Consider the following 22,037-nt stretch of genomic DNA (forward strand, 5'->3'; position numbering starts at 1 on the left):
CCGATTATTTCTTCTTGGTTTCTTTAAGCTTCACCACTTCGTCCGAATAACGGACACCCTTGCCCTTGTAAGGCTCAGGCGAGCGGTAAGCGCGCACTTCAGCGGCCGTCTGGCCGACCTTCTGGCGATCGATACCCTTGATCACGATTTCGGTCGGGGTCGGGGTGACCGCGGTGACGCCTTCCGGCATCGCGTGCAGCACCGGGTGCGAGAAGCCCAGCGACAGGTTCAGGGCGTTGCCCTGCACAGCTGCCTTGTAGCCCACGCCCACCAGGTTCAGCTTCTTCTCGAAGCCCTTGGTGACGCCGGTAACCATGTTGTTGACCAGGGCGCGCAGGGTGCCCGACATGGCGTTCGATTCACGGGAATCGTCCACCACGTCGAAAGTCAGCGTGCCGTTGTTGTTTTCCACTTTGACCAGGCCGTTCAGCGACTGGGTCAGGGTGCCGAGCGGGCCCTTGACGGTGATCGACGACGCATTGATTGCGACTTCGGCACCTGCCGGGACGGCGATTGGCATCTTAGCTACTCGAGACATGTCTACTCCTTAAGCCACGTAGCACAGCACTTCGCCACCGACGCCGGTAGCACGTGCCTTGCGATCGGTCATCACGCCTTGCGGGGTCGAGACGATTGCCACGCCCAGGCCATTCATGACCGACGGGATTTCGTTCTTGCCCTTGTAGACGCGCAGGCCAGGACGGGACACGCGCTCGATGCGCTCGATGACCGGACGGCCGGTGTAATACTTCAAACCGATTTTCAGTTCAGCCTTGCCACCTTCGGTGGTCACGGCGAAATCTTCGATGTAACCCTCGTCCTTCAGGACGTTGGCGATCGCAACTTTGACTTTCGACGACGGCATGTTGACGGTGGTCTTCGAAACGGTCTGTGCGTTGCGGATGCGGGTCAGCATATCGGCGATAGGATCGCTCATACTCATTGCTTATCTCTCCTATTACCAGCTAGCTTTGGTCATACCCGGGATTTCGCCTTTCATGGCGAATTCGCGGAGTTTGGTACGGGCCAGACCGAATTTACGGAAGGTGCCACGTGGACGGCCGGTCATGGCGCAGCGGTTACGCTGGCGGGTCGGCGCCGAGTTACGCGGCAGGGCCTGCAGCTTCAGGCGTGCTTCGTAACGTTCTTCTTCCGACTTCGACTGGTCGTCGATGATTGCTTTCAGAGCTGCACGCTTTGCGGCGAATTTCTCCACCAGGTCTGCACGCTTCTGTTCGCGGTTAATCAGTGCAAGTTTTGCCATGCTCTTAGTTCCTGAACGGGAATTTGAAGGCGGCGAGCAGCGCTTTGGCTTCTTCGTCGGTCTTAGCGGTGGTGGTGATCGAGATGTTCATGCCACGCAGCGCATCGATCTTGTCGTAATCGATTTCCGGGAAGATGATCTGCTCTTTGACGCCGATGTTGTAGTTGCCACGGCCATCGAAGGATTTGCCGTTCACACCACGGAAGTCACGCACGCGCGGCAGGGCCACGGTGATGAAGCGGTCCAGGAATTCGTACATGCGATTGCCACGCAGGGTGACCATCGTGCCGATCGGGTAGCCTTCGCGGATCTTGAAGCCTGCGATTGCCTTGCGTGCCTTGGTGACGACCGGCTTCTGGCCGGCGATCTTGGTCAGGTCGCCAGTGGCGTGCTCGATGACCTTCTTGTCGGCGACTGCTTCCGACAGACCCATGTTCAGGGTGATCTTGGTCAGGCGCGGGACTTCCATGATCGACTTGTAACCGAATTTCTCGGTCAGTTCGGCGACGACTTTGTCTTTGTAAATTTGTTGGAGACGGGCCATTTATCTTACCCCTTCACTACTTCGCCGTTCGACTTGAAGACGCGGACTTTTTTGCCGTCCACATCTTTGAAGCCAACGCGATCTGCCTTGCCGGTCGCAGCGTTGAACAGCGCGACGTTCGACACGTGAATCGGCATAGTCTTGTCGACGATACCACCAGTAACACCGGTCATCGGGTTCGGCTTGGTCGCTTTCTTAGCGACGTTGACGCCTTCAACGATGACGTGCTCAGCGTCTACACGCTTCTGAACGACGCCACGCTTGCCCTTGTCCTTGCCGGCCAGAACGATGACTTCGTCGTTTTTACGAATTTTATCCATGTCGATTCCTTACAGAACTTCAGGTGCCAGCGACACGATCTTCATGAACTTCTCGGTACGCAGTTCACGCGTGACCGGTCCAAAGATACGGGTGCCGATCGGCTCCAGCTTGGCGTTCAGCAGGACAGCGGCATTGCCGTCGAACTTGACCAGGGAACCGTCCTGGCGGCGCACACCTTTAGCGGTACGCACAACCACGGCGTTGTAAATTTCGCCCTTCTTGACGCGACCACGCGGCGCAGCCACCTTGACGGTGACCTTGATGATGTCGCCAATGCTCGCATAACGGCGCTTCGAGCCGCCCAACACCTTGATGCACAGAACTTCCTTGGCACCGGTGTTGTCGGCTACTTCGAGCCGGCTTTCGGTTTGAATCATGATATTTTCTTTCCCAACTTAAGCCGTAGAAAACCCCACGGAAACCGTGGGCCTGCGGTCAGTCTTGGTCCCGCCATGACGCCCCTGCTGGAGCCCCATGTTTGGGTGATGGACTTTCCATTCGTTACAGGCCGCAGAACCGCGGAGGAATACTGCGGCAACACATGAACGAAGCCCGCTAGTATCACAGATACCAGCGGGCCACGCAAGACAAATTTTTAGGCTTTAGATGACCTGTGCTTGCTGCACAACACGGGTCACGGTCCAGGCCTTCGTCTTCGAGATCGGGCGACCTTCCGTGATCTCGACCGTGTCGCCGGTCTTGACCTGGTTGGTCTCGTCGTGCGCGTGATACTTGTTCGAACGCACGATGATCTTGCCGTACAGCGGGTGCTTCACGTGACGCTCGATCAGGACGGTCACCGTCTTGTCCATCTTGTCGGACACGACCTTGCCGACCAGCGTACGCTTCAGCGCCGTTTTAGTGGTGTCGTTCATTTGGCTTCCTTCGAGTTCATCACAGTCTTCACACGCGCGATGTCGCGACGTACTTTCTTGAGCTGCGCGGTATTGCCCAGCTGCTGGGTAGCGATTTGCATGCGCAGGCCGAACTGGGCCTTCAGCAGCTCATTCAGCTCCTTCTGCAGCGCTTCCTGGTCCTTGCCGCGGAGTTCCGATGCTTTCATATTCAACTCCTGTTATTGGCCGACTTGACGGACCACGAACGTGGTCGCCAGCGGCAGTTTGGCAGCGGCCAGGCGGAACGCTTCGCGCGCCAGTTCTTCAGCAACGCCGTCCATCTCGTACAGGACTTTGCCTGGCTGGATTTCAGCGACGTAGTACTCCGGGTTACCCTTACCGTTACCCATACGGACTTCGGCCGGCTTGTTCGAGATCGGCTTGTCCGGGAAGATACGGATCCAGATACGGCCGCCACGCTTGATGTGACGGGTCATCGCACGACGTGCAGCTTCGATCTGGCGTGCGGTGATACGGCCGCGGGCAACTGCCTTCAGGCCGAACTCACCGAACGACACCGAGGTGCCGCGGGTGTGCGAAATGCCGGTGTTACGGCCCTTCTGCTCTTTACGATACTTTCTGCGGTTTGGCTGCAGCATGCTTATTCTCCTGCTTTCTCAGCAGCCGGCTTGGCAGCGCGGCGGCCTGCTGGTGCGGTACCTGGCTTGGCGCCCGGACGGCCACGGCCGGCAGGCTTGCCATCATCGCGGCGCGGGCCGCGTGGCTTCTTCTCGTCGGCCGGGACGTCGATCACAGGTGCTTCGCCCGTTGCCGAACGATCGCCCTTGTAGACCCACACCTTGACGCCGATGATGCCGTAGGTGGTCGATGCTTCGCTGGTGCCGTAGTCGATATCGGCGCGCAGGGTGTGCAGAGGCACACGGCCTTCGCGGTACCATTCGGTACGTGCGATTTCGATGCCGTTCAGACGGCCCGACGACATGATCTTGATGCCGACGGCGCCCAGACGCATGGCGTTCTGCATCGCGCGCTTCATTGCGCGACGGAACATGATGCGCTTTTCGAGCTGCTGGGCGATCGAGTCGGCGATCAGCTGCGAATCGATCTCAGGCTTGCGGATCTCTTCGATGTTGACGTGCACGGGCACGCCCATGATCTTCGCCAGCGACGACTTCAGCACTTCGATGTCTTCGCCCTTCTTGCCGATCACGACGCCCGGACGCGACGAGTAGATCGTGAAGCGTGCGTTCTTGGCAGGACGCTCGATGACGACGCGGCCGACCGAAGCGTTCTTCAGCTTCTTCTTCAGGAAAGCGCGAGCTTCCAGGTCTTCCTTCAGCATTTCGGCGAAGTTGCCGTTGCCAGCATACCAGCGCGACGCCCAGTTACGGGTGACCGCCAGGCGGAAGCCGGTTGGGTGGATTTTCTGACCCATCGTGTGACCCCTTAGTTACCGACAGTCACGTAGATGTGACAGGATTGTTTCGAAATGCGATCGCCGCGGCCCTTCGCACGTGCGGTGAAGCGCTTCAGGATCGGGCCCTTTTCAACGTAGATCTGCACGACCTTCAGTTCGTCGATGTCGGCGCCATCGTTGTGTTCCGCGTTGGCGATTGCCGACTCCAGAACCTTCTTGATGATGGTCGCGCCCTTCTTCGGGCTGAACTGCAGAATGTTGAGTGCTGCGTCAACTTTCTTGCCGCGGATCAGGTCCGCAACCAGGCGGCCCTTCTGTTCCGACAGGCGAACGCCTTTGAGGATTGCTTTAGTTTCCATTATCGTTTCGCCTTCTTGTCAGCAGCGTGGCCCTTGAACGTACGGGTCAGCGCGAATTCGCCGAGCTTGTGGCCGACCATGTTCTCCGACACGTACACCGGCACGTGGACCTTGCCGTTGTGCACAGCGATGGTCAGACCGATGAAGTCCGGGGTGATCGTCGAGCGGCGCGACCAGGTTTTGACTGGCTTCTTGTCTTTGGTCGCTTGCGCGGCTTCGACTTTCTTCACCAGGTGGGCGTCAATGAACGGCCCTTTTTTCAATGAACGAGTCATGTTTTATCCCTTATTTCTTGCCGCGGCGCGAGACGATCATCGACGAAGTGCGCTTGTTCGAACGCGTCTTCTTGCCCTTGGTCTGCTGGCCCCATGGCGACACCGGATGGCGACCTGCTGCCGTACGGCCTTCACCACCACCGTGCGGGTGGTCGATCGGGTTCATGACGACACCGCGGACGGTCGGGCGGACACCGCGCCAACGCATCGCACCGGCTTTACCGATCTTGCGCAGGCTGTGCTCGGCGTTGCCGACTTCACCCACGGTTGCACGGCACTCGATGTGCACGCGACGGACTTCACCCGAGCGCAGGCGAACCTGGGCGTAGGTGCCTTCGCGGGCCATCAGGACGACAGCGGCGCCGGCGGTGCGGGCCATCTGTGCGCCTTTGCCCGGCAGCATTTCGACGCAGTGCATCACGGTACCAACCGGGATGTTGCGGATCGGCAGGCAGTTACCGGCCTTGATCGGTGCTTCCGAACCGTTCATCAGGGTATCGCCGACAGCGACGCCCTTCGGAGCGATGATGTACGCACGGGCGCCGTCCGCGTAGCACAGCAGAGCGATGTGCGCGGTACGGTTCGGGTCGTATTCGATACGCTCGACCTTGGCAGGGATGCCGTCCTTGCTGTTACGCTTGAAGTCCACGACACGGTAGTGCTGCTTGTGGCCACCGCCGATGTGGCGGGTGGTGATGTGACCGTTGTTGTTACGGCCAGCAGTCTTCGATTTCTTCTCAACCAGGGCTGCGAACGGACGGCCTTTGTACAGGTCGCTGTTCACAACCTTCACCATGCCGCGGCGGCCTGGGGAGGTTGGCTTCATCTTAACGAGTGCCATTATTTAGCCTCCTCGACAAAATTGATTTCCTGGCCCGGCTTGAGGGCCACGAAAGCGCGCTTGGTGTGGTTGCGGCGACCGGTGAAACGGCCCGAACGCTTGACCTTGCCTTCGCGGTTGACGGTTTGCACCGATTCCACTTCGACCTTGAACAGCAGTTCGACGGCAGCCTTGATTTCCGGCTTGGTTGCATCCGGCAGAACCTTGAACACGATCTGTTCGTTCTTTTCAGCGACGAAGGTCGCCTTTTCGGAAATAACCGGAGCCAGCAGCACCTTCATCAGGCGCTCTTCGCTGAATTTGATAGCGGTGCTCATGCGTACATCTCCTCGATCTTGGCCAGAGCAGCTTTGGTGACCAGGACTTTCTTGTAGAACACCAGCGACATCGGATCGGCCGACTTCGGCTCGACGACGAGCACGTTCGGCAGGTTGCGCGATGCCAGTTCCAGGTTTTCATCGATGGTGTCGGTGATCACCAGGACCGATTCCAGGCCCATGCCCTGCAGCTTTTGCGACAGCAGCTTGGTCTTCGGAGCTTCGATCGACAGGTTTTCGACAACGTTCAGACGGCCTTCGCGGGCCAGCTGCGAGAAGATCGAGCAGATACCTGCACGGAACATCTTCTTGTTGACCTTGTGCGAGAAGTTCTCGTCCGGGGTGTTCGGGAAGATGCGACCACCGCCGCGCCACAGAGGCGACGACGACATACCAGCACGAGCGCGGCCGGTGCCCTTCTGGCGCCATGGCTTCTTCGTGGTGTGGCTGACTTCTTCACGGTCTTTCTGCTTGCGGTTGCCGCTGCGCGCGTTGGCGGCGTAGGCGACCACGATCTGGTGGATCAGGGCTTCGTTGTATTCGCGGCCGAACACGGTGTCGGCAGCTGCAACGCCGGCGCCAGCTTGACCTTGCTCATTCAGGAGCTGGAGTTCCATACTTAGGCTCCTTTCTTGGCTTTGGTTTTGACAGCCGGCTTGACGATCACCTGGCCGTTCTTGGCGCCAGGAACGGCACCTTTCACGAGCAGCAGCTGACGGTCAGCGTCGATGCGGGCGATTTCCAGGTTCTGGGTGGTGACGGTAACGTCGCCCATGTGACCGGTCATGCGCTTGCCTGGGAACACGCGGCCCGGATCCTGCGCCATACCGATGGAGCCAGGAACGTTGTGCGAACGCGAGTTACCGTGGGTCTGACGACCCGAGGCAAAGTTGTAACGCTTGATGGTACCGGCGTAGCCCTTACCGATCGAGGTGCCCTGCACGTCGATTTTCTGGCCCACTTCGAACATCGAAGCATTGATGGTGTCGCCGGCTTTGAGTTCAGCGGCTTTGGTGGAATCGATGCGGAATTCACGCAGCATCGTGCCGGCTTCGACGCCAGCTTTGGCGTAGTGACCAGCAGCAGCCTTGTTCACGCGGGAAGCGCGACGCTGGCCGAAGACGACTTGCACAGCAGTGTAGCCGTCAGTTTCAGGGGTTTTGACTTGCGCAACACGGTTGTTGGACACGTCCAGCACGGTGACAGGGATCGAATCGCCGTCATCCGTGAAGATACGCATCATGCCAACCTTGCGACCGAGGAGGCCCAGGCTCATTTTTTCTCCATTCCCACCTACGATTGGGCGGGGCTAATTAGTACTACTAAAAAAGCATGGGCTGAAAAAGACGTGCCCATACCGAAGCCGGCTAGTATAGCGCGCAAACGGCAACGGCGCAACAGGATAAATCGAGGTGACCTCGGCCTGTTGCGTTTTCCGCAGTAGCTGGAGAGAGCAAGGAATCTGACCTGGCTGGTCAGCACAGAAAAGGCACACCGCTGCGCCTTTTCTCTGCAGGCTACGACCATTGCTGGGAGCCTGCGATCTGGAAGTCTGGTGGGCGGTGCAGGATTCGAACCTGCGACCCCTTGGATGTCGACCAAGTATTCTAACCAGCTGAACTAACCGCCCGGGGAGCCGCATTATACGTAGCAGCCCGACAGTTTTGCAATAGCTTTTTTTCGGACGTGTTTTGCATGCTCTCCAACATGTCCTGCCGGATCGCCGGTTGTCGATGCCGCTGCGAAATGCTATTGTACAAATGCATTTTGCGGGCGACCTTCCCGCCCCTCCCGCTTTTCACGTTCCCTTCGCCGGCAGATGACGGTGCGTCCAGCGCACCATGCCTGCCCTTTTTTCCTGGCGTGCCCGCCTCCCGGCGGATCCAGCGCGCCCCGACCCGGTCCGCCGCCCCAGGTGCGCGGACGCATCGCAGATAAGGATGATTCATGACTGTCATTGACTCGCAACGCTGGTCCCGCCCCCTCGATCCCTCCCGCCTCGTGCTGGCCACCGACCTCGACGGCACACTGCTGGCCGGGACCCACGAGGCGCGGCGCCGCGTGCGCGACCTGTTCGCCGGCCTCGCCGACGTGCCCGCCGGCGCCCGACCCACCCTGGTGTTCGTCACCGGCCGCGGCCTGGAGACCGTCATGCCGCTGCTGAGCGACCCGACCATTCCCAACCCCGATTACATCATTGCCGACGTCGGCGCGACCGTGGTCGACAGCGAACTGCGGCCTGTCGAGCAGATCCAGCGCGAACTGACTGCCCATTGGCCCGGCAGCCAGGCCGTGCTACGCGCCCTGGCCGGGTTCCCGCAACTGGTGCGCCAGAGCGTGCCGCAGGAACGCCGCTGCTCCTTCCTCGCGACGGCGGACGCGGTCACCCCGGAGCTGCGGTCGGCGGTCGAGGCGCTCGACTGCGAACTACTGTTCTCCGCCGGCCGCTACCTCGACGTGTTGCCGCGCGGGGTCGGCAAGGGCTCGGCGCTGCGCCGTCTGGTGAGCGCGGCCGGCTTCGACTCGGCCAGCGTGGTGGTGGCCGGCGACACCCTGAACGACCTGTCGATGTTCGAGACCGGCTTTCGCGGCGTGGCGGTGGGCGGCGCCGAGCCGGCTCTGGTCGAGCGGGTGCGCAAGAATGCGCGCGTCTATGTCGCCACCCAGGAAGGCTGCGGCGGCATCCTGGAAGCCCTGGCCCATTACGGCATGCCGCTCGGCGACGACGCCGGCACGCAGGTGGCGCCGGCCTGCGGAGACGCCGAGCTGGTCATGGTCTACCACCGCCTGCCCTACGACGAAATCGTGGTGGACGGCATCACGCTGCAGCGCCGTCCGAAGAGCCCGAACGGCATCATGCCAACCCTGCTGAGCTTCTTTGCGGACGGTCGCAAGGGTTCGTGGGTCGCCTGGTCGCAGCAGGACAGCCGTGCGCCCGAGGGCTTCGAATCGCACGTGGCGGTAGACACGGCCCGCTATCCGCAGCTGAAGGCGGCCCGTATCGCCCTGACGCAGGAAGACATCGACCTGTTCTACAAGAAGTTTTCGAAAGAAGCCTTCTGGCCGATCATTTTCTCCTTCCCGGACAAGGCCGAGTTCAAGCAGGCCCACTGGGAACGCTTCCTGGAGGTCAACCGCCTGTTCGCCGAGCAGACCGCGCGCGAGGCCGCACATGGCGCCACCGCCTGGATCCACGACTACAACCTGTGGATGGTGCCGGCCTTCCTGCGTCCGCTGCGCCCGGACCTGACGATCGCCTTCTTCCACCACACCGCCTTCCCCTCGAGCGACGTCTTCAACATCCTGCCATGGCGGCGCGACATCATCGGCAGCCTGCTGCAATGCGACTACGTCGGCTTCCACGTGCCGCGCTACGTCGAGAACTTCGTCGACGCGGTACGCTCGTTCGCGCCGGTGGAGATCGCGGGCAGCCAGGCGTGCGCGCCGCGCTTCCTGACCTACGGCTGCGCCCTCGGGGTCGACCGCATGACGACCGCGATCGAGGTCGGCGAGCGCCGGGTCGCGCTCGGCGCCCACCCGGTCGGCACCGACGTCAAGCTGATCGCGCGCCTGGCCCAGGAAGACACCGTGCAGCGCCAGCTGAAGGAGCTCGACGGCTACCTGGCCGGGACTGCCGGCCAGTCCCGCACCGCCATCGTGTCGATCGAGCGCCTCGACTACGTCAAGGGTTCGCTGGAGAAGCTGGAAGCCTACGAGCGCATGCTGGAACGGCATCCTGAAATGCAGGGCAAGGTGACCCTGCTGAACATCGTCACCCCGGCCGCCAGCGGCATGGACATCTACGACAGCCTGCGCGAGGAGCTCGACCGCACGGTGGGCCGCATCAACGGCCGCTTCTCGACGCTCGACTGGGTACCGGTGCGCTACTTCTACCGCTCGCTGCCCTTCGAAGACGTGCTGGCCCACTACGCGGCGGCAGGCATCGCCTGGATCACGCCGCTGCGCGACGGACTCAACCTCGTGGCCAAGGAATATATTGCTACCCGGCATGCGCTGGGACGGCCCGGCCTGCTGATCCTGTCCGAGTTCGCCGGCGCCGCCGTCGAGCTGCACGGCGCCCTGCTGGTCAATCCCTACGACGCCAACGCCATGAGCGAGACCCTGTACCAGGCGCTCACCATGGGCGCCGACGAGATCGCCTACCGTTCGGAACGCCTGGCGATGATCGTTGAGGAGCACGACGTCACCCGCTGGGGCGATGGTTTCCTGGCGGCCCTGGAAGGGGAAGCGGCACGGCAGGGAGCGCCGGAGGATGGCGCCGTCCAGCGCAGCGCCGCCTGAAGGGAGCGCACATGAATACCGTTTTCCTGGGTAACCCGGTGGCCGACTGGCTGATGGCGCTGGCCGCCGCCGCCGTGGTGGTGGCCGGCCTCGACGCCGTCAAGTCGATCCTGCTGCGGCGCCTGCGCTCCTTCGTGGCCGCCAATCCGGGCGGCTCGCGCGCGCTCGGCGCCGCCGTGGCCGCGCTGTCCAAGACCCGCCTGGTGGTATTGATCATCGTCGGACTGTATGCCGGCGCCAGCCTGCTGGCCCTGCCCGAGCGTACCCACCTCTTCATCAGCCGCGCAGCGATCGCCGCGGTGCTGATCCAGTGCGCGATCTGGGGCGACCATGCGCTGCGCGCCTGGCTGGCCGGCACCCGCGCCGAGCAGGCCGCCGACCCCGACCGCGTCACCTCCTCGACCGCGATCGCCTTCCTCCTGCGCGTGGTCCTGTGGGCGGTGGTGGGCCTGATGACTCTCGATAATCTGGGCGTCAACATCACCGCCCTGGTGGCCAGCCTGGGGGTCGGCGGTATCGCCGTGGCGCTGGCGGTGCAGAGCATCCTGGGCGACCTGTTCGCCAAGCTGTCGATCGTGCTCGACAAGCCCTTCGTGGTGGGCGACTTCATCATCGTCGACAAGATGCTGGGCACGGTGGAGAGCGTCGGCCTGAAGACCACCCGGGTGCGCAGCCTGGGCGGCGAGCAGATCGTGTTCTCGAACGCCGACCTGCTCAAGAGCCGCATCCACAACCTGCGCCGCATGGAGGAGCGCCGCGTGGTGTTCCAGGTGGCGGTGACCTACGACACGCCGGAACCCTCCCTGCGCGCCCTGCCCCGCCTGCTCGAAGACATCGTCGCGGCCCAGGCGCAGGTGCGCTTCGACCGCGCCCACCTGGCTTCGCTGGCGGCGCCCGCCTACACCTTCGAGATCGTGTACTACGTGGCCAGCCCGGACTACCGCGTGTTCATGGACGTGCAGCAGGAAATCTACCTGCGCATCGTGGCGATGCTCGGCGAGCAGGGCGTCCGCCTGGCGCTGCCGGCACAGACCGTGCATTGGGGAGCGGCCGGCGAGCCGGTCGTGGACCAGGTTCCGGTCGAGACCCGGGCCGCGGCCTAGACCGGCGCGGTCGACTGCCGCACCACCAGGCTGCCCTGCAGCCGGCGGCGCATGCGCGGCCGGGCATCGCCGCGGATGCGCCCGACCAGCAGTTCGGTCAGCTGCCGGCCCAGCGCATGGGTCGGCTGGGTGACGGAACTCAGGCGTGGCGTCGCGAACGCGGCCATGCCGAGGTCGTCGCCACCGACCACCGACAGCTGGCCGGGCACCGCCACGCCGGCTTCCTGCGCCGCGCACAGGCCGCCCAGCGCCATCAGGTCGTTGCAGGCAAACACCGCCGTCGGCGGCGTGTCCAGCGCCAGCAGGCCTTGCATCGCATCGTGGCCGCCGGCGCAATCGGGAGTCGCATGCACCAGGTAGGCGGCGGGCAGCGACAGGCCCGCATCCAGCAGGGCACGGCGCAGGCCGGCGATGCGTTCCAGGCTGTGCGGTTCGGCCCGGGGCCCGGCCACGCAGGCGATGCGGCGGTGGCCCAGCTCGATCAGGTGGCGGGTGGCGGCATGGCCTGTCGCTTCGTGGTCGAGGCCGATGAAATCGGTGTCCACGGCCGGCACCTCGTGGTCTGCCAGCACGATCGGCACGCGCTGGCTGGCCAGCAGCGGGGCCAGTTCGTCGCGGGCGCTGCCAGCCACCAGGATCAGGCCATCGATGCGTTTCTCGGTCAGGCTGCGCAGGTGGGCGGCCTGGCGCTGCACGTCCCCGTAGCCGTTGCACAGCATGATGTTGTAGCCGACCTCGAAGGCCGCGTCCTCGATGCCGCGCAGCAGCTCGGCGAAGCAGGGATGGGTATTGTCGGGAATGGAGACGCCGATGGTATGGCTCTTGTCGTTCTTGAGGCTGCGCGCCATCGCGTTCGGGATATAGCCCATCTCCTCGATGGTGGCCAGCACCTGCCTGCGCACGGCTTCGCTCACCGCCCGGGTCCCGTTGATCACGTGCGAGACGGTCGAGGTCGATACGCCGACCCGCTCCGCCACCTGCTTCATTGTTGCCATTCTGCCTCCTTCGGGCGGCAATTATGACCGGAATGTTACGAAGCGGCCACTGGCGTATGGACATCACGAGAGTGAGTAATGTGAAATTCGGAGCGTGTACAATCAAATAGTTAACGCCGTCATCGGCGGCCGATCAACCCCCACCACGTAAGGAGTTCGTATGGCAATCAGTCTGCAGAAAGGCGGCAACGTCAACCTGAGCAAGGAGGCACCTGGCCTCACCAAGGTGATCATTGGCCTGGGCTGGGACCCGCGTTCCACCGACGGCGCCGCCTTCGACCTGGACGGCAGCGCATTCATGCTGAAAGCCGACGCCAAGGTGCGCGGCGACGCCGACTTCATTTTCTACAACAACCTGAAATCGAGCGACGGCTCGGTGGTCCACGCCGGCGACAACACCACCGGTCAGGGCGAGGGCGACGACGAGAAGATCGCGGTCGACCTGTCGCGCGTCCCGGCCGAGGTCGAGAAGGTCTCGTTCTGCGTCACCATCCACGACGCCGACGCGCGCCGCCAGAACTTCGGCATGGTCGCCAAGGCGTATATCCGCTGCCTGAACGCCAACGGCGAAGCGGAGATCGCACGCTACGACCTGTCCGAGGACAGCTCGACCGAAACCGCGATGATCTTCGGCGAACTGTACCGCCACGGCGGCGAATGGAAGTTCCGCGCCGTCGGCCAGGGCTTCAAGGGCGGCCTGGGTCCGCTCGCGCGCTCGTTCGGCGTCAACGTCTAAACCTACAAGAGCGCGGCCCGAGCCGCCTGTTGTTACGCGCCCGCTGCCCGCGGGCGCGTACGTCCACCTGTCTTGAAAGACTTCATGCGCGTCTGGTACAACAGGACGTTTTCGTCCATCTACGCCGCGATCCGGCTGATCCGCGAGGCCGATACCGCCCAGCGTTTCACCATCATCCACAGCAATGCCAACCGCCATACCCCGGCGGCGCGCCTGGCCCATGAGTTTCACGGCGAGCCCGTCGGACTGGAGCCGGCTGCCTACGTCGAGTGGTGCCTGGAATTCTGCCGCAAGCAGCGCATCGACATCTTCGTGCCGGGCCGCGAGGCTACCACCCTGGCCGCGCAGCACGCGCGCTTCCTGGAAATCGGCACGCGCGTGCTGAGCGCGGCCACGCCGCAGAAGCTCCAGCTCATGCACGACAAGGCCGGCTTCTACGCGGAGACCGATCTGCCGCAGGCGCCGGTGGCCGAATTCCGCCGCTTCGACAACGTCGACCAGTTCGATGCCGCCTGGACCGAGCTGCGCCCGCGCCATGCGAAGCTGTGCATCAAGCCCGCGCGCGGCATCTACGGCATCGGCTTCGCCATCGTCGACGAAGAGCGCAGCAGCGCCGCCCTGCTCCTGGCGGGTGTCGAGTACCACATCGGCTACCAGGACCTGCGCCGCGGCCTGACGGAGCTGAAGGAATTCCGCACCATGCTGCTGATGGAATTCCTCGAGGGCGCCGAATACAGCGTCGACTGCGTGGGCGACAACGGCCGCCTGGTGGCGGCGGTGGCGCGCCGCAAGCCGGCGCAGGCCGGCAGCGGCCAGCTGATCGACATGCGCCCCGAGATCATCGAGGCGACCACGAAACTCGCCGCCGACTATGGCCTGAACGGCATCTTCAACGTGCAGTTCCGCGAAGCCGGCGGCAAGCCGCGGCTGCTCGAGATCAACCCGCGCATGTCGGGCGGCATCGGCATGGCCTGTGCGGCCGGGCCGAACCTGCCCTGGATCGCACTGAAGGGCTTTGCCGACGGCTTCGACACGGTCGAGGTGGCGCCGGTACGCAACGGCATGCGCGTCATTGAAGTCCCGGAAGCGCTGGAGCTGGCATGAACGCGAAGTCCGACCTGGACGCCCTGTCACGGCGCAGCGTGGCCCTGCCCACCGGGACGCTCGACGTCGCGCTTGCCGAGGGCGCTGACGAGTTTGAAGAGCTGCTCGGCTTCGCGGCGCGCGCCAATGCCAAGCGCGGCTTCCTGTTCCTGAGCAAGGTGCTGGGCAAGCACTGGCCGGTGACACCGTCGAGCATGCTCGCGATCCACGAACGCCTTGCCGCCACCGTGCCGGCCAGCGATGGGCCGGTGGTGTTCATTGCCATGGCGGAAACCGCGATCGGCCTGGGCCAGGGCGTGTTCGAAGCCTGGCTGCGCGCCCATCCCGGACGTGAAGCCCTGTTCATCCACACCACGCGCTACCGCGCAGGCACTGGCGAGCTGATCGAATTCGAGGAAGCGCACAGCCATGCGCCGCGCCAGTTCCTGCACATGCCGGAAGATCCTCACCTGCGCGCGCTGCTGCTGGCGGCCTCCACCCTGGTGCTGGTGGACGACGAAGCCAGCACCGGCAACACCTTCCTGAACCTCACCGCGGCCTGCCGCCGCCTTAATCCGGGCATCGCGCGGGTGCACCTGGCGACGATCACCAATTTCATGGGTGGAGAGGCCACTGCCGCCTTGTCCGGGCGCTTCGGCCTGCCGGTGACGATGGGCGCGCTGCTCAGCGGCGAGTACCGTTTCACGCCGGGCGACTATGTGGCCCCGGCCACCCCTGCCCAGCGTTTCGATCCGGATGCGGACCGCGGCGCCAGCACCGGTTTCGGCCGCCTGGGCCTGCGCGCCGCCTTGCGCGCCCCCGAGGCGCTGGCAGAGCGCCTGGCAGGCGAATTCGCGCCTGGCGCCAGGGTCGCCGTGCTGGGCACCGGCGAATTCATGCATGCCGCCATGCTGCTGGGCGCGGCGCTGGAACGGCGCGGCGTCGACGTCCGGGTGCAGTCGACCACGCGCTCGCCGATCCTGACCTGGGGCGCGGTCAGCCACGCATTGAGCTTCCCCGACAACTACGGCGAGGGCATCGCCAATTTCATCTACAACATCGCGCCTGGCCAGTACGAGCACGTGCTGGTCTGCCATGAGACCGCGCCCAACGCCCCCTTGCGCGAGCTCGCCGCTCTGCTGGACGCGCGCCTGTTCCACTTCCTGTCCGAGGCTGAGGTTGAAGAAGTTCCTGTTCGCTGACCTGGACGACACGCTGTTCCAGACCTTCGAGAAGTGCGCAGCAAGCGAGGCGCTCGAGCCGGCCGCCTATTACAAGGACGGCAGCATCTGCTCGTACACCACGCGCGCCCAGCGCGCCTTCCTGAGCTTCGTGCAGGACGGCATGACCGTGATCCCGACCACGGCGCGCGACCACGACGGCCTGCGCCGCGTGCACCTGCCCTTCGACAGCTACGCCGTCATCAACTATGGCGGCGTGGTACTGCAGCCAGGCGGCAGCGCCGACATGCCCTGGCTGGAAGGGATGCGCAGCGCGATGCACGCCGCCCTGCCCGGCCTGCAGGAGCTGGCGCGGCACATCGACGACTACGCGGCGCGCACCGGCTTCGGCGGGCGGGCGCGCATGATCGAGGATTTCGCCACGCCCTTCTTCCTGGTCGTGAAAGACCCGGACAAGCGCCACGAGCGCCTGGCGCCGATCGAGGAAGAGGTGGTGCGCCCCTGGATCGCCGATGACCGCCCGGACTACGTCGTGCACCGCAACGGCAACAACCTGGCGATCCTGCCGAAGGCGCTCGACAAGGCCAACGCGGTGGCCCACATCACCGGCAAGTTGCGCACCGAGCACGGCGACATCGTCACCTTCGGCATGGGCGACAGCCGCTCCGACGCGCGCTTCATGGCCGCCTGCGACTACGCCATCGTGCCGCGCGCCACCCAGCTCGCGCGCCTGACCGTGGAGGCCCTGTGAGCTTCCCGGGCAGCTACCGCGCCGGCGAGGTGGACTTCCTGCTCACGCGCTTGCAGGCGCAGGAATTCACCAGCGTGCATGACAAGGAGCGCCTGATCCAGTCCGGCCAGCGCCACTACAGCCAGATGCTGTCTCCCGAATCGCTGCCCTCGCCGCGCTACATGGCCGTGTTCGAGGATGCCTGCCGCGCCAACAATGCGCGCATGGCGGCGGACTGCCTGCGCCTGGCCGGCCTCATCGCCGCACGGCGCAGCGGCGCCATCGCCGTGGTCTCGCTGGCGCGCGCCGGCACGCCAGTGGGCGTGGTGGTGGCGCGGCTGCTGCGCGAGGTGCTCGAACGCGAGGCGGTCCACTATTCGGTGTCGATCGTGCGCGACCGCGGCATCGACGGGGCCGCCCTGCGCCACATCCTGGCCCAGGGCCACGCGCCGGAATCGATCGTGTTCGTGGACGGCTGGACCGGCAAGGGCGTGATCGCGCGCGAGCTGGCGCTGTCCGTGTCCGCCTTCAATGCGGCGCAGGGGACCGGCATCGACAATGGCCTGTACGTGCTGTCGGACCTGGCCGGCGCCGCTGCCGTCGCGGCCTCCGGCGACGACTACCTGATCCCGTCGAGCATCCTGAATGCCACGGTGTCGGGGCTGGTGAGCCGCACGGTGCTGGACGAACGGATCGGTCCAAACGACTTCCACGGCTGCGTCTACTACGGCGAGTTTGCCCCCCATGACCAGTCGCAGCGCTTTGCCGATGCGCTGGTGGCGCTGGCGCAGGCTGGCGGCGAGGTGCCGCACGCCGCGCCGCTGGACGCGAAAGCGGCTGCCGAACGCTCGCGCGCCTACCTCGAGGGCGCCATGGCGCGCTACAGCATCGCAGACGTCAATCTCATCAAGCCCGGCATCGGCGAGGCCACCCGCGTGCTGCTGCGCCGCGTGCCGCGCCTGCTGGTGCTGCGCCGGCCGGGCGCCCCGGACGTGCGGCACCTGGAAGTGCTGGCCGAAGAAAAGCAGGTGCCGGTCGCGGTCGACCCGCTTCTGCCCTATCACGCAGTTTCCCTGATCAGGAGTGCATCGGATGCTTAAGTCTTTAGGCGCGTCGCTGTACGTGCCGGCCAATCACAAGGACCTGGCCAGAATCGCCAACGGCGAGAAGCTGCCGGACGCACGCTCGCTCATTTTCTGTCTCGAAGACGCCATCGCCGACCGCGAACTGAGCTGGTCGCTGTTCAACCTCTCGGTGGTGCTGGCGAACATGCGCAGCGAAGTCACGGCCGAGCGTTTCGTCCGGGTGCGCAACCCGGAGGTGATGGCGCGCGTGCTGGCCATGCCGGGCGCCGAGAAGCTGAGCGGCTTCGTGCTGCCGAAGATCACGCGCCACAACTTCGACACGTATTTCCGCCTCGTGCGCGATACCAATCACGTCCTGATGCCGACGCTGGAGACGGCGGAAGTGTTCAGCGACAGCGAAATGCAGCAGCTGCGCGCCGTGTTCGAAGGCCCGGGAGTGCGCCACCGCATCCTGGCATTGCGCATCGGGGGCAACGACCTGCTCGCCCTGCTGGGCCTGCGCCGGCCGCGCGGCATGACGATCTACCGCACGCCCCTGGGGCCGGTGATCGCGCGCCTGGTGACCACCTTCCGTCCGTGGGGCTTCGCCTTGACGGCGCCGGTGTTCGAATACCTCGACCTGCCCGAGCTGCTCGACCAGGAAGTGCTGGAAGACCTGGCCCACGGCATGGTCGGCAAGACCGCGATCCACCCGACCCAGATCGCCCCGATCGAGCAGCACTACCAGGTGCGCCCGCAAGACCTGGCGGTGGCGCGCGCCATCCTCGACGAGGCCAGCCCCGCCGTGTTCCGCATGAACGACGCGATGTGCGAAGTCGCCACCCACCGCGCCTGGGCCGAGCGCCTGGTGGAACAGTCGCACCGCTTCGGCTCCCGTTCGATGGAAGGAGAAACCTCATGAATTTGTTCTCGCGTGGCCAGAAAGGCAAGCTGGCGGACCTCGGCATCGGTCACAGTTTTACCGTCGAGGTGGATATCGGGGCGCCCGGCCTCTCGGTCGACGTGTCCTGTTTCGGCCTGGATGCGTCCGAGCGCCTGTCGGATGAGCGCTACATGGTGTTCTACAACCAGCTGGCCAGTCCCGAGGGCGCGGTGCGGCTGGAGTCGAGCGGGTCGCTGGCGCGCTTCGCCGTGAATCTCGATGCCCTGCCGGCGACGATCGCGAAGCTGGTGTTTGTCGCCGCCATCGACGGCGCCCAGACCATGCGCTCGCTCGGCGCCTGCGCCCTGAATCTCGGCAGCGCGGTGCGCTTCCCGTGGTCGGGTGCGGACTTCGGCGACGAGAAGGCGGTCATCGTGGCGGAGCTGTACCGGCGCGACGGCATGTGGCGTTTCGGCGCGGTCGGCCAGGGCTTCAATGGCGGGCTGTCGGCACTGCTGGCGCATTTCGGCGGCACCGAGGCCAAGCCTGCCGCCGCTTCCGCTCCCACCTCGGCGCCGGCGCCGGCGCCGGCGCAGCCCAGGGTCTCGCTGTCGAAGGTCACGCTGGAAAAGCGCGGCGACAAGGTCTCGCTCGACAAGCGCCCCGGCCGCGGCTTCGGCCGCATCCACGTGAACCTGAACTGGAACCAGTCGGCGACGGCGGCGCCGCCGCAACAGCCTGCGAAAACAGGCTTCTTCGACAAGCTGATCGGCGGCGCGATCGGCGGAGGCGGCGTCGGCCGCAAGGGCCGCGGCGGCATCGACCTCGACCTCGGCTGCATGTACGAGCTGGCCGATGGCCGGCGCGGGCTGGTGCAGGCGCTCGGCAATGCCTGGGGCGACTTCGAACGCGAGCCCTACATCCGCCTGGATGCCGACGACCGCACCGGCGCGATGGCTGGCGGCGAGAACCTGACCATCAACGGCGAGCGCTTCGACCAGATCCGCCGTGCGCTGATCTTTTCCTTCATCTACGAGGGCGTGCCCAACTGGGCGGCGACCGATGGCGTGGTGACCATCACCGCGCCCGAGCAGGCGCCGATCGAGGTGCGCCTGGATGGCGGCGGCAACCAGATGATGTGCGCGATCGCGCTGATCGAGAACCGGGGCGGCAGCTTGCAGGTCACCAAGCTGGCCGAGTATTTCCAGCAGAGCGGCGGGACCAGCGCGCACGAGCTGATGGACCGCCATTTCGGCTTCGGGCTGCGCTGGAAGACCGGCTCGAAGGGCTAACGGCCTGCCGGCGCTACCACTTGCAGCCGGTATCGGTGATCGTGTCGATCGCCAGCGGAATCAGCGCGAACACATTCAGCAAGGTGCCGCCGCTGTACTTCTTGGTGCACGGCGGCCGCTTGGCTTCCCTGATGGCGCGGCCGAGGTCCTTCTTTTCGATTTCCAGCCGATGCTCGGCATCGCGCACCTGTTCGAATGGTTCCGGTACGTGCTCCCTGGCCACGCGACGGGCAGTGGCGCGCAGTGCGTCCATGTCCAGTTGTCTACCCTGCGCTACGGCCTGTTCCGGGCTGGACTCCTGCGGCTCCGGAACGGATGGCACGGCCACCATGTCCGATGACGCGGGCGCGGCCTGCGCTGGCGTGGCCTTTGGCTTGCGGGGCACCGGGGCCGGGGTGGCCGCCTCCACCGGCTTCGGCCTGGCCTTTGCCGGAACCAGCACGAATTCGATGTAGTCGGCCGGACCTGTCTCATCCCTGACAGGGGGCCTGCCGGCATAGCGGAGCAGGATCGCGAGGAAGACCAGGTGGGCCAGGATGATCAGCGCCCCCGGCCCAACGCGCAGCTGCCGGGAACGCGTCATCCGTGCTGCTTGACGCTGCTGGCCAGCAGTTCCGGATGGTCGACGTAGAGCAGCACATAGCGCGGCGCGGTCCGGCGCACCTGCCAGTGCAGCAGCGTCACGCCGGCGTCCGGCTTCATGACCAGCACGCAGTTCGGTTTGTCGAAAGGCGTCACCGTGATGGTGTCGGCAGGGTGGATGCCATGGCGCCGGCGCCAGCGTTCGGGCGCTTCAAGCACCGCGTCGACGCGCTCGATGCTCGAGAGCGGAATGCTGCCCTGGGTGCGCACGCCGACGCGCAGGTGCAGCACCTCGTCCGCCAGCACATGGCTGCCTTCGGCGACATGCCAGCGGTCGCCCAGCACCCAGGCGAGCGTGTACACGGCCCCGATGCCGCCGACCACATGGATGAGCATGCGCGTGTCCGGATCGGCGACGAACAGGTGGAGGATGCCGAAGTCGATCGGCAATTCGAGGAATACCGCGACCATCGCGCAGCCGATCGCGGTGCCGTAGGCCCCGCGCTGCAGGTAGGTCAGCGCCGTGCCTTCCGGCCGCGCCAGCGGCTTGCGGCGGCGCAGCCATTGCAGGAAGCCGGTCCACATCAGGCGGTCGAGCCTGGCCATGCCGATCAGTTCCGGCGGCAGCAGCGCAAGGATGCGGCCACGCCAGCCGGTGGCGCCACGCAGGCGCTGCAGCGCATCGGGCAGGTGTGCCAGGTCCTTGGCGGCCAGCAGGACCAGGGGCAGCGCGAAGGCGAGCTTGCGCAGTGCCGGTCCGATCGCTTCGGGCGCCGCCAGCCGCACCAGCAGCAGGATGAAGAAGCCGAGATAGGCGTAGCCCGCAAGCTGCGTCCAGGAGATGCGGCGCAGCTCGAACGCTGCGGAGTGGAAGCTATGTGTAACGGACATGCGCTTTTCGCTCGGTTGTGATCGCTACGATTACAACACGACGAGCCAGCCCGAACAATTTGCTCCGCATAAAGCGCTAGACGCGGTGAAGCAGGCTCCTTCTGCCGCTTGCGCCAGCGCAATGTATGCAGCAAAAGCGCACTCGACAATGGACTTTTGCACGGAGGCCTTATGTCGAACTTCGATCATCTCCCAGACGATGCCACCCGCCTCACGGCCGCGAGCCTGCGCGCGCATTTTACGGGTCACCCGACACTGGTCGGCTGGATCGGCCGGTATGCCCTTCTGGTGCTGGTTCTCGGCGGCGGCGCCGTCCTCTTCAGTATGCTCGCGCCGGTGCTGTACGCCCTGCTCGACTGACCCGCTTCCGCGGCGGCCGCAAATGACAAGGGCCGGGAGTCCTTGCGAACTCCCGGCCCTTGCTACCTCAGCGGATTGATCCGCTGGCGGTGGATGCGATTACTGCAGCTTGATTTCGACGTCGACGCCAGCCGGCAGGTCCAGCTTCATCAGTGCGTCAACGGTCTTGTCGGTCGGATCAACGATGTCCATCAGACGCTGGTGGGTGCGGATTTCGAACTGGTCGCGCGAGGTCTTGTTGACGTGCGGCGAACGCAGGACGTCGAAACGCTGGATGCGGGTCGGCAGCGGGACCGGGCCCTTGACCACTGCGCCGGTGCGCTTGGCGGTGTCGACGATTTCCAGAGCGGACTGGTCGATCAGCTTGTAGTCGAACGCTTTCAGGCGGATACGGATTTTCTGGTTCGGAGCGGACATGCTATTTCCTTTAAAAGAACGTTCCGGCAAGGTGCCGGCAATGTGTGAAAGGTGCTTCGGTACTGCTCAAGAGGCGGGAGTATAACATCGTTCCCTCTCATAAAGATGGGGACAGGTCGAAAAACCTGTCCCCATCGTTGTCACGGCGGGACAAGCCCACCGTTAGATCAGGCTAAGCGAACTTAGGCGATGATCTTGGCCACCACGCCGGCGCCGACGGTAC

General features: G+C 64.7%; 30 protein-coding genes and 1 tRNA gene. 10 read left to right on the top strand and 21 right to left on the bottom strand.

Going from position 1 to position 22,037, the window contains the following annotated elements; translation table 11 throughout:
* Window positions 1-4: 4 nt before the first annotated feature.
* From rplF to B2R83_RS04545, 17 genes are all read right to left on the bottom strand, one after another.
* A complete protein-coding gene (gene rplF, locus B2R83_RS04465) occupies window positions 5-538 on the bottom strand; it encodes a 50S ribosomal protein L6 (RefSeq protein WP_036208949.1) in 534 nt (177 codons plus the stop codon).
* A 9-nt stretch (window positions 539-547) separates the two neighbouring features.
* Window positions 548-943 (bottom strand): 30S ribosomal protein S8, encoded by a 396-nt coding sequence (rpsH, locus tag B2R83_RS04470; RefSeq protein ID WP_027867250.1) that lies wholly within the window; start codon window positions 941-943, stop codon window positions 548-550.
* A gap of 15 nt (window positions 944-958) precedes the next feature.
* Window positions 959-1,264, bottom strand: a complete 306-nt coding sequence (gene rpsN, locus B2R83_RS04475) for a 30S ribosomal protein S14 (protein ID WP_005663444.1) — start codon at window positions 1,262-1,264, stop codon at window positions 959-961.
* A 4-nt stretch (window positions 1,265-1,268) separates the two neighbouring features.
* Complete coding sequence (gene rplE / locus B2R83_RS04480) at window positions 1,269-1,808, bottom strand: 50S ribosomal protein L5 (RefSeq protein ID WP_036208953.1); 540 nt, start codon at window positions 1,806-1,808, stop codon at window positions 1,269-1,271.
* A gap of 5 nt (window positions 1,809-1,813) precedes the next feature.
* Window positions 1,814-2,128 carry a 50S ribosomal protein L24 gene (rplX, locus tag B2R83_RS04485; RefSeq protein WP_036208955.1) on the bottom strand — a complete coding sequence of 105 codons (315 nt, stop codon included), beginning with the start codon at window positions 2,126-2,128 and terminating at the stop codon, window positions 1,814-1,816.
* A 9-nt stretch (window positions 2,129-2,137) separates the two neighbouring features.
* Window positions 2,138-2,506: a 50S ribosomal protein L14 gene (rplN, locus tag B2R83_RS04490; RefSeq protein WP_005663451.1), complete on the bottom strand. Its 369-nt coding sequence runs from the start codon at window positions 2,504-2,506 to the stop codon at window positions 2,138-2,140.
* 225 nt (window positions 2,507-2,731) lie between these two features.
* Window positions 2,732-3,004 carry a 30S ribosomal protein S17 gene (gene rpsQ, locus B2R83_RS04495; RefSeq protein ID WP_027867253.1) on the bottom strand — a complete coding sequence of 91 codons (273 nt, stop codon included), beginning with the start codon at window positions 3,002-3,004 and terminating at the stop codon, window positions 2,732-2,734.
* The gene (gene rpmC, locus B2R83_RS04500; protein WP_027867254.1) at window positions 3,001-3,192 is read right to left on the bottom strand and encodes a 50S ribosomal protein L29; all 192 of its coding nucleotides are present in this window, start codon (window positions 3,190-3,192) and stop codon (window positions 3,001-3,003) included. The genes rpsQ and rpmC overlap by 4 nt, the downstream gene beginning before the upstream one ends.
* A 12-nt stretch (window positions 3,193-3,204) precedes the next feature.
* A complete protein-coding gene (gene rplP, locus B2R83_RS04505; RefSeq protein WP_027867255.1) occupies window positions 3,205-3,624 on the bottom strand; it encodes a 50S ribosomal protein L16 in 420 nt (139 codons plus the stop codon).
* 2 nt (window positions 3,625-3,626) lie between these two features.
* Window positions 3,627-4,421 (bottom strand): 30S ribosomal protein S3, encoded by a 795-nt coding sequence (gene rpsC / locus B2R83_RS04510; protein ID WP_292038479.1) that lies wholly within the window; start codon window positions 4,419-4,421, stop codon window positions 3,627-3,629.
* An 11-nt stretch (window positions 4,422-4,432) separates the two neighbouring features.
* A complete protein-coding gene (rplV, locus tag B2R83_RS04515; RefSeq protein WP_171085678.1) occupies window positions 4,433-4,765 on the bottom strand; it encodes a 50S ribosomal protein L22 in 333 nt (110 codons plus the stop codon).
* A complete protein-coding gene (rpsS, locus tag B2R83_RS04520; protein WP_005663463.1) occupies window positions 4,762-5,037 on the bottom strand; it encodes a 30S ribosomal protein S19 in 276 nt (91 codons plus the stop codon). The genes rplV and rpsS overlap by 4 nt, the downstream gene beginning before the upstream one ends.
* 10 nt (window positions 5,038-5,047) lie before the next feature.
* Window positions 5,048-5,878 (bottom strand): 50S ribosomal protein L2, encoded by an 831-nt coding sequence (rplB, locus tag B2R83_RS04525; protein WP_036208962.1) that lies wholly within the window; start codon window positions 5,876-5,878, stop codon window positions 5,048-5,050.
* Window positions 5,878-6,195 (bottom strand): 50S ribosomal protein L23, encoded by a 318-nt coding sequence (gene rplW, locus B2R83_RS04530; RefSeq protein ID WP_027867259.1) that lies wholly within the window; start codon window positions 6,193-6,195, stop codon window positions 5,878-5,880. The genes rplB and rplW overlap by 1 nt, the downstream gene beginning before the upstream one ends.
* The gene (gene rplD / locus B2R83_RS04535) at window positions 6,192-6,812 is read right to left on the bottom strand and encodes a 50S ribosomal protein L4 (protein WP_036208965.1); all 621 of its coding nucleotides are present in this window, start codon (window positions 6,810-6,812) and stop codon (window positions 6,192-6,194) included. Before rplD ends, rplW begins: the two co-directional genes overlap by 4 nt.
* 2 nt (window positions 6,813-6,814) lie before the next feature.
* A complete protein-coding gene (gene rplC / locus B2R83_RS04540; protein WP_036246294.1) occupies window positions 6,815-7,471 on the bottom strand; it encodes a 50S ribosomal protein L3 in 657 nt (218 codons plus the stop codon).
* 277 nt (window positions 7,472-7,748) lie between these two features.
* Window positions 7,749-7,825: transfer RNA gene (locus B2R83_RS04545), tRNA-Val, on the bottom strand.
* A 317-nt stretch (window positions 7,826-8,142) separates the two neighbouring features.
* Here B2R83_RS04545 and ggpS point away from each other — a divergent pair.
* Together ggpS and B2R83_RS04555 are read left to right on the top strand one after the other, a co-directional pair.
* Entirely contained in the window at window positions 8,143-10,497 is a 2,355-nt protein-coding gene (gene ggpS / locus B2R83_RS04550; protein WP_292038489.1) for a glucosylglycerol-phosphate synthase, read from the top strand.
* Window positions 10,498-10,508: 11 nt separating this feature from the next.
* Window positions 10,509-11,600, top strand: coding sequence for a mechanosensitive ion channel family protein (locus tag B2R83_RS04555; RefSeq protein WP_292038492.1), 1,092 nt, complete (start codon window positions 10,509-10,511; stop codon window positions 11,598-11,600).
* Here the strand turns inward: B2R83_RS04555 and B2R83_RS04560 are convergent.
* The gene (locus B2R83_RS04560) at window positions 11,597-12,595 is read right to left on the bottom strand and encodes a LacI family DNA-binding transcriptional regulator (RefSeq protein ID WP_292038493.1); all 999 of its coding nucleotides are present in this window, start codon (window positions 12,593-12,595) and stop codon (window positions 11,597-11,599) included. The two genes, B2R83_RS04555 and B2R83_RS04560, sit on opposite strands and share 4 nt — an antisense overlap.
* 160 nt (window positions 12,596-12,755) lie before the next feature.
* Between B2R83_RS04560 and B2R83_RS04565 the strand changes: the two genes are divergently transcribed.
* The 7 genes from B2R83_RS04565 to B2R83_RS04595 all read left to right on the top strand — a co-directional run bounded on the left by B2R83_RS04565 (window position 12,756) and on the right by B2R83_RS04595 (window position 19,564).
* Window positions 12,756-13,331, top strand: coding sequence for a TerD family protein (locus B2R83_RS04565; protein WP_036208976.1), 576 nt, complete (start codon window positions 12,756-12,758; stop codon window positions 13,329-13,331).
* An 84-nt stretch (window positions 13,332-13,415) separates the two neighbouring features.
* Entirely contained in the window at window positions 13,416-14,435 is a 1,020-nt protein-coding gene (locus tag B2R83_RS04570) for an ATP-grasp domain-containing protein (protein ID WP_292038498.1), read from the top strand.
* Entirely contained in the window at window positions 14,432-15,616 is a 1,185-nt protein-coding gene (locus tag B2R83_RS04575; RefSeq protein WP_292038500.1) for a phosphoribosyltransferase domain-containing protein, read from the top strand. Before B2R83_RS04570 ends, B2R83_RS04575 begins: the two co-directional genes overlap by 4 nt.
* Window positions 15,594-16,346, top strand: a complete 753-nt coding sequence (locus B2R83_RS04580) for a hypothetical protein (RefSeq protein ID WP_292038503.1) — start codon at window positions 15,594-15,596, stop codon at window positions 16,344-16,346. Before B2R83_RS04575 ends, B2R83_RS04580 begins: the two co-directional genes overlap by 23 nt.
* On the top strand, window positions 16,343-17,425 hold the full coding sequence (locus B2R83_RS04585; RefSeq protein ID WP_292038506.1) for a cysteine protease StiP family protein: 1,083 nt from the start codon (window positions 16,343-16,345) through the stop codon (window positions 17,423-17,425). The genes B2R83_RS04580 and B2R83_RS04585 overlap by 4 nt, the downstream gene beginning before the upstream one ends.
* The gene (locus tag B2R83_RS04590; protein ID WP_292038509.1) at window positions 17,418-18,311 is read left to right on the top strand and encodes an HpcH/HpaI aldolase/citrate lyase family protein; all 894 of its coding nucleotides are present in this window, start codon (window positions 17,418-17,420) and stop codon (window positions 18,309-18,311) included. The genes B2R83_RS04585 and B2R83_RS04590 overlap by 8 nt, the downstream gene beginning before the upstream one ends.
* Complete coding sequence (locus tag B2R83_RS04595; RefSeq protein WP_292038512.1) at window positions 18,308-19,564, top strand: TerD family protein; 1,257 nt, start codon at window positions 18,308-18,310, stop codon at window positions 19,562-19,564. Before B2R83_RS04590 ends, B2R83_RS04595 begins: the two co-directional genes overlap by 4 nt.
* A gap of 13 nt (window positions 19,565-19,577) precedes the next feature.
* Here B2R83_RS04595 and B2R83_RS04600 read toward each other — a convergent pair whose 3' ends face one another.
* Entirely contained in the window at window positions 19,578-20,147 is a 570-nt protein-coding gene (locus B2R83_RS04600) for a hypothetical protein (RefSeq protein ID WP_292038515.1), read from the bottom strand.
* On the bottom strand, window positions 20,144-21,037 hold the full coding sequence (locus tag B2R83_RS04605; RefSeq protein ID WP_292038518.1) for a hypothetical protein: 894 nt from the start codon (window positions 21,035-21,037) through the stop codon (window positions 20,144-20,146). The genes B2R83_RS04600 and B2R83_RS04605 overlap by 4 nt, the downstream gene beginning before the upstream one ends.
* 171 nt (window positions 21,038-21,208) lie before the next feature.
* Between B2R83_RS04605 and B2R83_RS04610 the strand changes: the two genes are divergently transcribed.
* Window positions 21,209-21,397, top strand: coding sequence for a hypothetical protein (locus tag B2R83_RS04610; protein ID WP_292038522.1), 189 nt, complete (start codon window positions 21,209-21,211; stop codon window positions 21,395-21,397).
* A gap of 99 nt (window positions 21,398-21,496) precedes the next feature.
* On the opposite strand, the gene rpsJ is transcribed toward B2R83_RS04610, so the two are convergent.
* On the bottom strand, window positions 21,497-21,814 hold the full coding sequence (gene rpsJ / locus B2R83_RS04615) for a 30S ribosomal protein S10 (protein WP_005663509.1): 318 nt from the start codon (window positions 21,812-21,814) through the stop codon (window positions 21,497-21,499).
* Window positions 21,815-22,037: the final 223 nt, after the last annotated feature.

The sequence above is a fragment of the Massilia sp. UBA6681 genome, from assembly GCF_002454935.1.
GTDB lineage: Bacteria > Pseudomonadota > Gammaproteobacteria > Burkholderiales > Burkholderiaceae_D > Telluria > Telluria varians.